We start from the raw sequence: 13,537 nt of genomic DNA on the forward strand, positions 1-13,537 counted from the left end.
CTGTTCCAAGCGACGCCCGCAGCCGACTCAGGCAGAGGCCGGAGCAGCCTCCAGCATCTGCCGCTCAAAGGCCCGCAGGCGCTTGTAGATCGAAATCTGCTCCACCACCGTGCTCCAGTTGAGCACCAGGAACTGGAACGACTCCAGCACCTTGTCGAACGCCCGCGCAATCTGCTGCATCACGCCCAGCGTGATGGCACCCGCAATGAGCGTGGGGCCGAGAGCGATCAGCGGCACCAGCACGCTCACCTGCAGGTAGGACCACTTCACCACGTCGAAATACAGGTAGTGGAAGAACAGCCGAAAGTAGTTGCGCCGCACGGCCGCAAACAGCTCGGCCGCCGTGGGCGGCGCGGCGCGGGCGGGGTCGTCCTCGCCCAGCACCAGCTCCTTGCGGTAGGCCGCCTCCACGCGCTGGTTGTGGAACTCCAGCCCCGGCAGCTTCACCCCCACGCAGGCCAGCAGCAAGGTGCCACCCAGCGACCAGGCCAGTGCCACCCACACCAGCGCGTGGGGCACGGCGCCGATCAGCGGCAGCTCGGTGATCTTGTCCGACAGCGCCCAGAGCACGGGCAAAAAGGCCGCCAGCGTCATGAGGCTGCGCATGAAGCTCAGGCCCAGGTCTTCCATGGTGCGGGCAAACCGCATGGTGTCTTCCTGCACGCGCTGGGCGGCGCCCTCGATATGGCGCAAACGCGGCCAGGCGGCCATGTAGTGCTCGTTCATCGCCTGCCGCCATCTGAAGATGTAATGCTTGCTGAAAAAATCCACCAGCACTGCCGTCGTCACATAGATCATGGCGATGCGCGCAAAGGTGGAAAGCTGGCCCCAGAACTGATCGGCGGTGATGCTGCCGGGCTTGCCCAGCGCCTCCTGGATCAGGTCGTAGAAGCTGCCAAACCATTCGTTGATCTGCACATCGAGCTGCACCCGGTAGGCCGTGGCCAGCAGGATCACGGCAGAACCCAGAACAGACCAGGCCCACCAGCGGCGGGCAAAAAAGAAGGACTTGAACATCGTGGACGGGGTGTTGTTGTGATGAAAGGACTCGCCCGGCTCTGACAGCGGCCGGGCCGGAACGTTCCGCTGCGGCTGCTGGCCCCGCAAGTTGGCCCCGCGACACGGGGCGCGCGCGTGGTGAGCAGATTCTGCACGGTGTGGCCGAGCAAAAATAGGGCCAAAACAGCCGTTACCGCGCGATGGGTCTCAAATGTTGCTTCAAAAATAATAGCAATCCTATCTGCAAACACCCGTGGCCGCCCCCGGACCTTCCCTCAGCAACCCGCAGGCGCCCCGTGGCCGGTGTAACCCGGTGGGACTCGGCGCAACCCAGCGCAGGTGCGGCGCAAAGCATCGCCCCCAAACTGCCCAGGCACTGGGAGCGTCCTCCGAGAGAGCCTACTGCCGGGGCCCCAGGTGCTCTGCCAGCCAGCGCTCGGCATCTGCCTGCCCGCGCCACCGCGCCCAGTCCTGCGCGCTCTTGCCGTGCTGGTCCTGCCGGGCCAGGTCCAGGCCACGCGCCTGCATCCACTGCAGCACCTCTACCCAGCCCTTGGCCGCCGCCAGCATGGCCGGGGTTTCGCCCCGGCTCGCGGGCGCGGGCTCGTCCAGGGCCTGCCCCTGTTCGACCAGCCACTGCAGGCAGGCCACACAGCCGCTTTGCGCTGCCATGTGCACAGGCCCCCAGTCCCAGCGGTTGCGGGCCTGCAGGCTGGCCCCGGCCTGCACCAGCCGCTGCGCCACGGCCAGGTGGCCGCCGTACATCGCCCGCAGCAGCGCGGTGTCGTCCCGTTCGCTGTCCTTCTGGGTCTGACGCAGGTCGGGCGCAGCGCCCGCTTGCAGCAGCAGTTCCACATGCGCCATCTGCCCCCGGTGCGCCGCCAGCATGAGCACGGACGACCCGTTGTCGGCCAGCAGATTGGGGTTGGCGCCTGCACGCAGCGCCTGCTCCAGCGCGGTGGCGTCGCCCGCGTTCTGCGCATCCATCAGCTGTGCATCCGCTGGCGACCAGACCCGCGCGGGTGCTGCAGCGGTTCGGGCCCCTCCGGGTGGCAGCCTCTCCGGCAGGCCCCAAAATGCGGCCGCCAGCACCACGGCACCAGCCAGCCACCCACCCCACGCCGGGCGTGAGTGGTCTGGCCCTAATGAGCGCTGCCCTCCGACCGCAAAACGCCCCCGTCGATCCCGCCAGGCCTGCGCCACGGCTTGCCCCACTGCGCTGGCCGCATCGGCGCCAGCAAGACCGGGCGTCAGCCGCACCAGCGCCCCGCGCACATTGCGCCCGTACACCGCGTGGTAGGGGCGCGTGTGGGCCCCGCTGCCCGTTGCCGCCAGCAGCTTGTGCACAAGCGATTGGCTGGCCTCGCCCGGCACGGACTGCACCGACGACCACAGCCACGACCTGCGCTGCACCACCACGCCGTCGTCCTGCACCCGCAGCGTCCAGCGCCGGGTGGCGGCGTGCAATGCAAAGGCCAGCAGCACGGCCATCACCGCCATCCCGCCCAGGGAGCGGGGCAGCACCAGGCCCTGCCCGCTCCAGCGGCCATTCACCACCCACTCCACAGCCAGCAGAACCAGCGCCGCCCCTGCGGCCCAGCGCCACCCTGGTTGGTAAAAATGCAGCACCCAGCCATGCGGCAATTCCTGCACCACCACACTGTGTGGCCACGGCACCGGCCCGCGCTCGGCTTCGGGCTCCGGCAGCGGTGCAATCAGCGCTTCAAGCGCCCAGGCAGCGCGCCCGTCAAACCGGTCCGGGCCCTCTGCGCCGCCACCGGGTGGCCCGGCCTGGACCTGCAGTTCGTACGACAGCTCCAGGGAGCCATCGGGCCGCAGCAGCTCCACTCGCCAGTCCACGCGCTCCCCAGACCGCTGTGCGCCATGGGTGGGCGCGTCCTCCGGCAGGTCAAAGCGGGCGACCAAGCGCACGCCCCCTTGCGGAGTGGGCTGCGCCGTGGTTCTGGCCTCCACCACCTCCACCCGCCGCTCCGGCGAGCCAGAGCTGGACTCATCCACCCGGTATTGCGCCAGGTGCAGGCGCAGGGCCGGGGCATCCTGCTGCGCCGCCGCCCGGGGAGGCAGCCACAAGGTGACCTCTGCCAAGCGCCCCGCCTGGGGCCGGGGCGGCAGGGCCGTGAACGCCGTGCCCCGATAGCGCCAAACCTTGCGCGCCTGGCCTGCGGCAAAGCAGAGCAGCATCAGCCCCACCACCACAAACACCCCCATGAAGGCCTTGGCCCACCCCGATGCACCCCGGTCGGACCAAAGCACGCCCGCCATGGGGAACGCAATGCCACACCAGAACAAGGCAAAAAACCAGGCCTTGGCAGCAGTGCCGTGCAAGGAGCTGCGCGCACCGTCATCCAGGCTCGGCCCCTGCTCGGCGCCGCCCTCTGGCGGCTGCTGGGCCGCGGGCGCCCCAGCGCGCCCCAGCAGCAGCCACACAAAGACCCAGGCTGCCACCAGCCCCACCCCGGTGAAGACAAATGCAAACGGTAGCCGGGCCAGCAGCAGCGGCCAGCGAATGTGTGGGTCAACCAGGGAGCGGGAAGGCTGGGCAGGGTCCACCCAGACGGTGATGGTCTGGTTGCGCGATTGCGCCTCCTGCAAATGGCGGTGCCACTGCTGCTGCCAGTCGCCCAGGTTGTCGGCCCCGCCAGGCGCGTCGAGCCCCACCTGCACGCCCTCGTACCGGGCACCGCCGAATTCATAGCGGTAACGTGCCTGCAGCGCGTAGGTGATGCCCCCTTCACTGCCCCGCCGCTGCCGCAGGTCCGCCTGGAGCACCTGCGCCGGCACAGCCACCCAGCTTCGCACCTGCCATGCCGCCTGCAGGGTCTGGGCCAAAGGCCGCAAGCCCGCCCAGTAACCGCCAAGGCCAAAACCGACCGCAAATATGGCCGTGAAAAGCAGCGCCCCTGCCCGACCCACTATGGATGCCATGCATGCCTCTCTTTCTTTTTATTGTTGTTGTGGCCGGAGCATAGGAACGGTTTCATGACAAAACCGTGACTGTCACATTTTTGCCATCAGGACCAAGAGGCAAAAAAGAGGTCCCAAAAGCAAAAAAACGGCCCCGAAGGGCCGTTTTGTTGGGTCCGGAGGCGTTCTACACCGCCGTCCGGGCATCCGCAGCGCGTCAGCAGGACGCGACTGCCGCACCCTTGGCGGCTTCTGCGTACTCTTCGATCTGGTCGAAGTTCATGTAGCGGTAGACGCTCGCCTTGTCGGCGTCGATCACGCCCATTTCCTTGAGGTACTCCTCCTTGGTGGGCAGATGGCCCAGGCGCGAGGCGATGGCAGCCAGCTCGGCCGAGCCCAGGAACACGTTGGTGTTCTTGCCCAGGCGGTTGGGGAAGTTGCGGGTGGAGGTGGAGATCACCGTCGCGCCTTCGCGCACCTGCGCCTGGTTGCCCATGCACAGCGAGCAGCCGGGCATTTCGGTGCGCGCACCGGCCGTGCCGAACGCGGCGTAGTGGCCTTCCTTGATCAGCTCGCTCTCGTCCATCTTGGTGGGCGGTGCCACCCACAGCTTGACGGGGATGTCGCGCTGGCCACCCAGCAGCTTGGCTGCGGCGCGGAAGTGGCCGATGTTGGTCATGCACGAACCGATAAAGGCTTCGTCGATCTTGGTGCCCGCCACTTCGGACAGGAACTTGGCGTCGTCCGGATCGTTGGGGCAGCAGACGATGGGTTCCTTGATGTCGGCCAGGTCGATCTCGATCACGGCGGCGTATTCGGCATCCTTGTCGGCTTCGAGCAGGTCGGGCTTGGCCAGCCAGGCTTCGACCTTCTCGATGCGGCGCTGCAGCGTCTTGGCGTCGGCATAACCGTCGGCGATCATGTTCTTCATCAGAACGATGTTCGACGTCAGGTATTCCTTGATCGGCGCGGGGTTCAGCTTGATCGTGCAACCGGCGGCAGAGCGCTCGGCCGAGGCGTCGGACAATTCAAAGGCTTGCTCCACCTTCAGGTCTGGCAGGCCTTCGATTTCGAGGATGCGGCCAGAGAAGGCGTTGATCTTGCCAGCCTTGGCCACCGTCAGCAGGCCCTGCTTGATAGCGTACAGCGGAATCGCGTGCACCAGGTCGCGCAAGGTCACGCCGGGCTGCATTTCGCCCTTGAAGCGCACCAGGATGGACTCAGGCATGTCCAGGGGCATCACACCCGTGGCGGCACCGAAGGCCACGAGGCCGGAACCTGCGGGGAAGGAGATGCCGATGGGGAAACGCGTGTGCGAATCGCCGCCGGTGCCTACGGTGTCGGGCAGCAGCAGGCGGTTGAGCCAGCTGTGGATCACGCCGTCGCCAGGACGCAAGGCCACGCCGCCGCGGTTGGAGATGAAGGCAGGCAGCTCGCGGTGGGTCTTCACGTCCACGGGCTTGGGGTAGGCGGCCGTGTGGCAGAAGGACTGCATCACCAGGTCGGCAGAGAAGCCCAGGCAAGCCAAGTCCTTCAGCTCGTCGCGGGTCATCGGGCCGGTGGTGTCTTGCGAGCCCACGGTGGTCATCTTGGGTTCGCAGTAGGTACCGGGGCGCACGCCCTGGCCTTCGGGCAGGCCCACGGCGCGGCCGACCATCTTCTGCGCCAGCGTGAAGCCGGCATTCGTCGCCCCGGGGGCGGTGGGCAGGCGGAACACGTTGGACGCAGGCAGGCCCAGGAATTCGCGGGCTTTGGCTGTCAGCGAACGACCGATGATCAGGTTGATGCGGCCGCCAGCGCGCACTTCGTCGAACAGCACGTCGCTCTTGAGCTGGAACTCCGCCACGGTGGCGCCGTTCTTCACGATCTTGCCGTCGTAGGGCATCACGTCGATGACGTCACCCATTTCCAGCTTGGACACGTCCACTTCGATCGGCAGCGAACCGGAGTCTTCCTGCGTGTTGAAGAAGATGGGAGCGATCTTGCCGCCCAGCGTGACGCCACCGAAGCGCTTGTTGGGCACGAAGGGGATGTCCTGGCCGGTGGCCCAGACGATGGAGTTGGTGGCCGACTTGCGCGAGGAACCGGTACCCACCACGTCGCCCACGTAGGCGACCAGATGGCCCTTCTTCTTCAGGTCGTCGATGAACTGCATGGGGCCGCGCTTGCCGTCTTCTTCAGGCTTGAACGCCGCATCGGGGCGGGTGTTCTTGAGCATCGCCAGGTAATGCAGCGGGATGTCGGGACGGCTCCAGGCATCGGGCGCGGGCGACAGGTCGTCGGTATTGGTTTCGCCCGGCACCTTGAACACGGTGACGGTGATCTTCTTTTCGACTTCGGGGCGCGAAGTGAACCACTCGGCGTTGGCCCAGCTTTGCATGACTTCCTGCGCCTTGGCGTTACCCGCCTTGGCCTTGGTCGCGACGTCGTTGAAGAAGTCGAACATCAGGAGCGTCTTCTTGAGCGCCTCTGCGGCCACACCCGCCACTTCGGCGTCGTCCAGCAGCTCGATCAGGGGGTGCACGTTGTAGCCGCCGACCATGGTGCCCAACAGCTCGGTGGCCTTGGACTTGGAGATCAGGCCGACCTTGATGTCGCCGTGGGCCACGGCTGCCAGGAAGCTGGCCTTGACCTTGGCAGCGTCGTCCACGCCAGGGGGCACGCGGTGCGTGAGCAGGTCCAGCAGGAAGGCGTCTTCGCCAGCGGGCGGGTTCTTGATCAGTTCGATCAGTTCAGCCACTTGCTTGGCATCCAGCGGCAGCGGTGGGATGCCCAGGGCGGCACGCTCGGCCACATGGTCACGGTAGGCTTTCAACATCATTTTTCTCCGGTTGCGTTCTAAAGTGGGGCGGCGCGCCTGGCTGCAAGGGCCTCAAGGGCCATCACGCCGGCACACACAAGGGGGTTCGTGGATTTCTCGGACTCTGTGGGTTGGATGCCTGGCGGTTTACTTGGCTGCAGGCAGGGGTTCCAGAACACTCACGGGTGGGTTCTTCTTGATGGCTTCGGCCACCACCACCTGCTCGGCGCTCATGCACTCGTCGGCCAGGCGCTGGCCCAGCTTCTGGTTCATCAGCATGGACTTGTTGGCGATCTGCAGCCAGACGGCGCCGCCCTTCTGGTCTTCCAGGCGCACCGTGCCAGTGGTCGTGGCCACGGGAGCCATGTAGTACTTGAAGCCCTTGCCTTCCACATGGAAGTGGCCGGGCGTGGCGGGGTCGGCGGTCACCGTGACAAATGCCCCCAGCTCGCAGGGCATGCGGCCGGTGTGCACGCGCTCGGCAATGGCCAGCTCGGCGGGCGACAGGGCAGCTTCTGCAGCGATGATGCCAGCTGCCACCTGGTTGGTCGCACTCTTGAGCTGCGTGCGGCTGCTGGTGGGCTCGGCCTTGGCCACGGCGGCCTTCTTGGCGACAGGTTCCTTGGCGGCGGTCTTGGTGGACTTGGCGTCGGGCTTGGCCGCCGTCTTGGGTGCGGGTTTGGCAGCAGGCTTGGCTGCGGCAGCCTTGGTCTCGGACTTGGCAGCAGGCTGGGCAGGCGTTGTTTGCGCCAGGGCAAGGGCCGGAGCCAGCAGCAAGAGAGCGGAGGCGAAGATGGATTTCATGGAAAGTCCTGCGTAGGGGTGTTCAGGAAGAAGGTTCACGATGGAACCACCGCCGATGCGCCAAACCAGTGGCGCACAGACGAGGGAAGTGCACGCCCGGTGTGGTGGGCGCGCTCAAGGATCTGCCAGTAAAAGCGGTAACTGGCACGGTCATGCAGCACGCCTTCAAAACTGATCGGAGCCCAATCAGCCTGAGCGGCAGCCGCTATTATTTTTGAAGCATTCTCGATATCGTCCTGCTGCGGCGCAAAGGCCTGCAGGATGGGGCGGATCTGCGCAGGGTGGATGCTCCACATGCGGGTGTAACCCAGCTCCTGGGCCGCACGGCGGGCCGCGCCCTGCATGGCCACGGTGTCAGTGAACTCGGTCACCACACAATGCGAGGGCACCTTGCCGTGGGCATGGCAGGCGGCGGCGATCTCCAACTTGGCGCGCACCACCAGCGGGTGGGCAAACTGCCCGGCCGACGTCATCCCCTGGGCCGGGATCGCCCCGCCATGGGCCGACACAAAGTCCATGAGACCAAAGCTCAGGCTCTGCACCCGGGGATGGGCGGCGATCTCGAAGGCCCGGTGCACGGCAGCGGGGGATTCGATCAGCACATGGATGGGAAGCTGGGGGGCGGAGGCGCGCTCCAGCGCACGCTCCACCTGCAGCACGTCGTCCACAGACTCGACCTTGGGCACCATGATGTGGCAGAGCCGGTGGCCTGCCTCGCCCACGATCGTGGCGACATCATTGGCAAAGGCCGGGTGGTCTACCGCGTGCACGCGGGCAGCGACCCGGGCCGTGGGCTCGGCGCCCAGTGCCAGGCTGGCGACCAGCCGCGCGTGGTCGGACTCGAAGCCGACCGGAGCGCCGTCTTCGCAATCCAGAGTGACATCAAAGACGCAGGTGCCCAGCTCCTGCGCCATCTCGGCCTGCAACTGCAGGCTTTTGCGCATGCGTGCTTCCACGCCACTGTAGTGGTCGCACACAGGCAGGAATCCTGACTGCGCCTGCGCACCCAGCAGCACATCCCGTGGATGCACGCTGCCAGCAGGCAGGGCAGAAGAAAGCGCAGCGCCCTGCCCCTGCGCGGGGACCGGGGCGGCCCGAAGGCCCGATGCCAGGGGCGTCGGCTGCATTGCGTTCACCGGGCTTGTTTACAGCAGGTGCTTGACGCCGTCTTGCTCGCCTTGCAGTTCGGCCAGCGTCTTGTTGATGCACTCTTGCGAGAAGGCATCGATCTCCAGGCCTTCGACGATCTTGTATTCGCCGTTTTCCGTGGTGACTGGGAAGCCGAACACGATGCCGGCGGGGATGCCGTATTCGCCGTTCGATGGCACGCCCATCGTGACCCATTCGCCGTTGGAGCCCAGGGCCCAGTCACGGATGTGGTCGATGGCCGCGTTGGCGGCGGAAGCTGCCGACGACAGGCCACGGGCGGCGATGATGGCCGCACCACGCTTGCCCACGGTGGGCAGGAAGGTTTCAGCGTTCCAGACCTGGTCGTTGATCATGGTCTTGATGGACTGGCCGTTTGTGGTGGCGAAACGGTAGTCGGCGTACATCGTGGGCGAGTGGTTGCCCCACACCGTCAGCTTGCGGATATCGCCCACCTTGGTGCCGGTCTTGGCTGCCAGCTGCGAGGCAGCACGGTTGTGGTCCAGACGCAGCATGGCGGTGAAATTCTTGGCTGGCAGGTCAGGCGCCGACTTCATGGCGATGTAGGCGTTGGTGTTGGCAGGGTTGCCCACCACCAGCACCTTCACATTGCGCGAAGCCACGGCGTTCAGGGCCTTGCCCTGGGCGGTGAAGATCTGGGCGTTGGCGGCCAGCAGGTCGGCACGCTCCATGCCAGGGCCGCGAGGACGTGCACCCACCAGCAGGGCGTAGTCGGTGTCCTTGAAGGCTTGCAGCGGGTCGCTGTGGGCTTCGATACCGGCCAGCAGCGGGAAGGCGCAGTCTTCCAGCTCCATGATCACGCCCTTGAGCGCGTTCTGGGCCTTTTCGTCGGGGATTTCGAGCAACTGAAGAATGACCGGCTGGTCCTTGCCCAGCATTTCGCCGGAGGCGATACGGAACAGCAGGGCGTAACCGATTTGACCAGCGGCACCGGTGACGGCTACGCGAACAGGCTTCTTGCTCATGATGAAAACTCCAGGGAAGTAAGGAAAACAGGTGTGTGTGCAACGCAAGCACCAGCGCCTGTTACCAGCAACCCGTGCCCCGCAAAACAGCCTTGGAGTTTACCCCCGATTGGGCACCCCGGTCAATTTGTCTTATGTCTTATATAAGATATGATTGCAACCCGTTTGTCGTTCGGTTGTCATGGGGCAACCGCTGCGCCACACACCAAACCCAGCGCCCACCCGCCATGTCCTCCCTGCCGTTCGCCGCCGACAACACCGCCACGCCCTCCGGCGCAGCGGGTGCCACCACGCCGGCGTTCAGCCCGCTGTACCAGCAGATCAAGGGGCTGATCCTGCAGAGCCTGCAGCAGGGCGAGTGGAAACCCGGCGAGGCCATCCCCAGCGAGATGGAATTGGCCGCACGTTTTCGGGTGAGCCAGGGCACAGTGCGCAAGGCCATCGACGAGCTGGCGGCGGAGAACCTGGTCATGCGCCGCCAGGGCAAAGGCACGTTTGTTGCCACCCACGCCGAGCAGCATGTGCAGTACCGCTTTCTGAAGCTGCTGCCCGACACCGGCGACGCCCGGGTCGAAGGCCCCGCCCAGCGCCGCGTGATCGAGTGCCGCCGCGTGCGCGCCAGCGCCGACGTGGCACGCGCCCTGGCCCTGCGCAGCGGCGACGCCGTCATGCAGGCCAAGCGCATCCTGTCGTTTGGCGGGGTGCCCACGATTCTGGAAGACATCTGGCTGCCCGGCCAGGCCTTCAAAGGACTCACGGCCGAGCAACTGGCCAACTACCAGGGCCCCACCTACGCGATGTTCGAGCTGGATTTTGGCGTGCGCATGGTGCGCGCCGAAGAAAAGATCCGCGCCGTGCTGCCCGACCAAGAACAAGCCCAGTTGCTGCAGATCACCGCCGCCACGCCACTGCTGAGCGTGGAGCGGATTGCCTACACCTACAACGACGTTCCCATGGAGTTACGGCGCGGCCTGTACCTCACCGACACCCACCATTACCGTAACGAATTGAACTGACAACAAGCTGGCACCCGAGCAAACACGTCAAAAATTCCGATGGGGTCAAACCCCTTATTGTTGCGTTGCAATAGAATTTTGCGTTCTTTGCATCTCCGAATTACAAAGAAGTTACATCCACGAAAGCACTCAACATGACCGAGCTTGCCAAAAAACGGCCTGAATTCCGCAACATCAATGCCTTCAAGGACCTCACCACCTACCGCATGACCCCTGCGGCGTGGGTTTCGATCCTGCACCGCGCCAGCGGGCTGATCATGTTCCTGCTGTTGCCTTTCATCATCTGGATGTTCGACACCTCGGTGTCGTCCGAAATTTCGTTCGCCCGCTTCACGGCGGCGTTCGGCATCGGCATCGGCTTCGTGCCCGGCTGGTTCGTCAAGCTGGCGACCCTGGCCCTGATCTGGTCGTACCTGCACCACTTCACTGCCGGTCTGCGCCACCTGTGGATGGATGTGAGCCACAGCGCCGTGAACAAGCAATTCGGCAAGACCTCGTCCCTGGCGGTGCTCGCCATCAGCATCCCGCTGACGCTGGTGCTGGGTGCCAAGCTGTTCGGCCTGTACTGACCCACCGACTGTCCCCACAGAAAACGGCAGCGGCCGCTGCCCCAAGTGCCCCCCCGCAGAACAAGACAAAAGGAAAACATCCATGTCCGTCAATTACGGTTCCAAGCGCGTCGTCGTCGGCGCCCACTATGGCCTGCGCGACTGGCTCAGCCAGCGCGTCACGGCCATCCTGATGGCCCTGTTCACGCTGGCCCTGCTGGCCCAGGTGATCTTCAACAAGGGCCCCATGGGCTACGACAAATGGGCGGGCATCTTCTCGGCCCAGTGGATGAAGGTGCTGACCTTCACCGTGATCATCTCGCTCGCCTGGCACGCCTGGGTCGGCGTGCGCGAAGTCCTGATGGACTACATCAAGCCCGTGGTCCTGCGCCTGGCGCTGCAGGTTTTCACCATCGTCTGGCTGGTCGGCTGTGCCGGCTGGGGCATCCAGGTTCTGTGGCGTCTCTGATTGATCACCCCGCGACTGAAGGCAAACAACAATGAGCTACACCAAAGCTAACATCACCAAGCGCAAGTTCGACGTTGTCATCGTCGGCGCCGGCGGCTCCGGCATGCGTGCCTCGCTGGAACTCTCCCGTGCAGGCCTGAACGTGGCCTGCCTGTCCAAGGTGTTCCCCACCCGCTCGCACACGGTGGCGGCGCAGGGCGGCGTGTCCGCCTCGCTGGGCAACATGAGCGAGGACAACTGGCACTACCACTTCTACGACACCATCAAGGGCTCGGACTGGCTGGGCGACCAGGACGCCATCGAGTTCATGTGCCGCGAAGCACCCAACGTGGTGATCGAGCTGGAACACTTCGGCATGCCGTTCGACCGCAACCCTGACGGCACCATCTACCAGCGCCCCTTCGGCGGCCACACCGCCAACTACGGCGAAAAGCCCGTGCAGCGCGCCTGCGCTGCGGCCGACCGCACCGGCCACGCCATGCTGCACACGCTGTACCAGCAGAACGTGAAGTCCAAGACCAACTTCTTCGTGGAGTGGATGGCGCTGGACTTGATCCGCAACGAACAAGGCGACGTGGTCGGCGTGACAGCCCTGGAGCTGGAAACCGGCGACCTGTACGAGCTGCACGCCAAGGCCGTGCTGCTGGCCACCGGCGGCGCTGGCCGCATCTTTGCGGCATCGACCAACGCCTTCATCAACACCGGCGACGGCCTGGGCATGGCGGCGCGTGCCGGCATCCCGCTGCAGGACATGGAGTTCTGGCAGTTCCACCCCACCGGCGTGGCTGGCGCGGGCGTGCTGCTGACCGAAGGCTGCCGCGGTGAAGGCGCCATCCTGCTCAACAGCAATGGCGAACGCTTCATGGAGCGCTATGCGCCCACGCTGAAGGACCTGGCTCCGCGCGACTTCGTGTCGCGTTCGATGGACCAGGAAATCAAGGAAGGCCGTGGCTGCGGTCCGAACAAGGACTATATCCTGATGAAACTGGACCACCTGGGCGCGGACACCATCCGCAAGCGCCTGCCATCGGTGGAAGAGATCGGCCACAACTTCGCCAACGTGGACATCACCAAGGAACCGATCCCTGTGGTGCCCACCATCCACTACCAGATGGGTGGCATCCCCACCAACATCAACGGCCAGGTGGTCGTGCACGACGGCCAGCAGAACAACATCGTCAACGGCCTCTATGCCGTGGGCGAATGCTCCTGCGTGTCGGTGCACGGCGCCAACCGCCTGGGCACGAACTCGCTGCTGGACCTGCTGGTCTTCGGCAAGTCGGCCGGCAAGCACATCGTCAACTTCGTCAAGGAATCGGGCGAACACAAGCCTGTGCCCGCCGACGGCGCTGACCGCACCCTGGCCCGCCTGAACCAGCTGCAGGACTCGAAGGAAGGCATCTACGCGCAAGACATCGCCAACGACATCCGCTCCAGTATGCAGCAACACGCCGGCGTGTTCCGTACGCAGGCCAGCATGGACGAAGGCGTGGTCAAGATCAACGCCATCCGCGACCGCGTGAGCGGCGTGACGCTGAAGGACAAGTCCAAGGTCTGGAACACGGCCCGCATGGAAGCGCTGGAAGTGGACAACCTGATCGAAGTGGCCCAGGCCACGATGACCTCGGCCGCTGCCCGCAAGGAATGCCGTGGCGCACACACCGTGTACGACTACGAACACCCTGCCGACCACGCCGAGTTCCCGCTGGGCCGCAACGACAAGGAGTGGATGAAGCACACCCTGTGGCACAGCGCAAACAACAGCCTGACCTACAAGCCCGTCAACCTCAAGCCCCTGACGGTGGACAGCGTGCCTCCCAAGGTCCGTACGTTCTGAAGATACA

The 13,537-nt window shown here is 65.3% G+C and carries 10 protein-coding genes; 4 read left to right on the forward strand and 6 right to left on the reverse strand.

The features are described 5' to 3' along the window. Nucleotides 1-27: 27 nt before the first annotated feature. The 6 genes from sbmA to ACSQ3O_RS19565 all read right to left on the reverse strand — a co-directional run bounded on the left by sbmA (nt 28) and on the right by ACSQ3O_RS19565 (nt 9,660). Nucleotides 28-1,017: a peptide antibiotic transporter SbmA gene (gene sbmA, locus ACSQ3O_RS19540; protein WP_436140146.1), complete on the reverse strand. Its 990-nt coding sequence runs from the start codon at nt 1,015-1,017 to the stop codon at nt 28-30. A 381-nt stretch (nt 1,018-1,398) separates the two neighbouring features. Then, nucleotides 1,399-3,945, reverse strand: a complete 2,547-nt coding sequence (locus tag ACSQ3O_RS19545; RefSeq protein ID WP_436140147.1) for an ankyrin repeat domain-containing protein — start codon at nt 3,943-3,945, stop codon at nt 1,399-1,401. 196 nt (nt 3,946-4,141) lie between these two features. Then, nucleotides 4,142-6,742, reverse strand: a complete 2,601-nt coding sequence (gene acnB / locus ACSQ3O_RS19550) for a bifunctional aconitate hydratase 2/2-methylisocitrate dehydratase (protein WP_436140148.1) — start codon at nt 6,740-6,742, stop codon at nt 4,142-4,144. Between the two features lie 129 nt (nt 6,743-6,871). Continuing rightward, nucleotides 6,872-7,528: a hypothetical protein gene (locus tag ACSQ3O_RS19555; RefSeq protein ID WP_137749571.1), complete on the reverse strand. Its 657-nt coding sequence runs from the start codon at nt 7,526-7,528 to the stop codon at nt 6,872-6,874. A gap of 35 nt (nt 7,529-7,563) precedes the next feature. Next, complete coding sequence (locus ACSQ3O_RS19560) at nt 7,564-8,655, reverse strand: HpcH/HpaI aldolase/citrate lyase family protein (RefSeq protein WP_436140149.1); 1,092 nt, start codon at nt 8,653-8,655, stop codon at nt 7,564-7,566. Nucleotides 8,656-8,673: 18 nt separating this feature from the next. Further along, a complete protein-coding gene (locus tag ACSQ3O_RS19565) occupies nt 8,674-9,660 on the reverse strand; it encodes a malate dehydrogenase (protein ID WP_137749572.1) in 987 nt (328 codons plus the stop codon). A 227-nt stretch (nt 9,661-9,887) separates the two neighbouring features. Here ACSQ3O_RS19565 and ACSQ3O_RS19570 point away from each other — a divergent pair, with 227 nt between their 5' ends. From ACSQ3O_RS19570 to sdhA, 4 genes are all read left to right on the forward strand, one after another. Beyond that, nucleotides 9,888-10,676, forward strand: a complete 789-nt coding sequence (locus ACSQ3O_RS19570) for a GntR family transcriptional regulator (protein ID WP_436140150.1) — start codon at nt 9,888-9,890, stop codon at nt 10,674-10,676. A 134-nt stretch (nt 10,677-10,810) separates the two neighbouring features. Continuing rightward, on the forward strand, nt 10,811-11,245 hold the full coding sequence (gene sdhC, locus ACSQ3O_RS19575) for a succinate dehydrogenase, cytochrome b556 subunit (RefSeq protein ID WP_137749574.1): 435 nt from the start codon (nt 10,811-10,813) through the stop codon (nt 11,243-11,245). Nucleotides 11,246-11,327: 82 nt separating this feature from the next. Next, complete coding sequence (gene sdhD / locus ACSQ3O_RS19580; RefSeq protein ID WP_137749575.1) at nt 11,328-11,693, forward strand: succinate dehydrogenase, hydrophobic membrane anchor protein; 366 nt, start codon at nt 11,328-11,330, stop codon at nt 11,691-11,693. 31 nt (nt 11,694-11,724) lie between these two features. After that, nucleotides 11,725-13,530, forward strand: a complete 1,806-nt coding sequence (gene sdhA, locus ACSQ3O_RS19585; RefSeq protein WP_137749576.1) for a succinate dehydrogenase flavoprotein subunit — start codon at nt 11,725-11,727, stop codon at nt 13,528-13,530. Nucleotides 13,531-13,537 lie beyond the last annotated feature (7 nt).

The organism is Acidovorax sp. LjRoot74, from assembly GCF_964254355.1.
GTDB lineage: Bacteria > Pseudomonadota > Gammaproteobacteria > Burkholderiales > Burkholderiaceae_C > Acidovorax.

Bases quoted from the DNA above. Each gene is read 5' to 3' on its own strand.
- sdhC (WP_137749574.1), top strand. From the start codon at position 10,811: ATGACCGAGCTTGCCAAAAAACGGCCTGAATTCCGCAACATCAATGCC.
- acnB (WP_436140148.1), bottom strand. From the start codon at position 6,742: ATGTTGAAAGCCTACCGTGACCATGTGGCCGAGCGTGCCGCCCTGGGC.
- ACSQ3O_RS19570 (WP_436140150.1), top strand. From the start codon at position 9,888: ATGTCCTCCCTGCCGTTCGCCGCCGACAACACCGCCACGCCCTCCGGC.
- sbmA (WP_436140146.1), bottom strand. From the start codon at position 1,017: ATGTTCAAGTCCTTCTTTTTTGCCCGCCGCTGGTGGGCCTGGTCTGTT.
- ACSQ3O_RS19560 (WP_436140149.1), bottom strand. From the start codon at position 8,655: ATGCAGCCGACGCCCCTGGCATCGGGCCTTCGGGCCGCCCCGGTCCCC.
- sdhD (WP_137749575.1), top strand. From the start codon at position 11,328: ATGTCCGTCAATTACGGTTCCAAGCGCGTCGTCGTCGGCGCCCACTAT.
- ACSQ3O_RS19565 (WP_137749572.1), bottom strand. From the start codon at position 9,660: ATGAGCAAGAAGCCTGTTCGCGTAGCCGTCACCGGTGCCGCTGGTCAA.
- ACSQ3O_RS19555 (WP_137749571.1), bottom strand. From the start codon at position 7,528: ATGAAATCCATCTTCGCCTCCGCTCTCTTGCTGCTGGCTCCGGCCCTT.
- sdhA (WP_137749576.1), top strand. From the start codon at position 11,725: ATGAGCTACACCAAAGCTAACATCACCAAGCGCAAGTTCGACGTTGTC.
- ACSQ3O_RS19545 (WP_436140147.1), bottom strand. From the start codon at position 3,945: ATGGCATCCATAGTGGGTCGGGCAGGGGCGCTGCTTTTCACGGCCATA.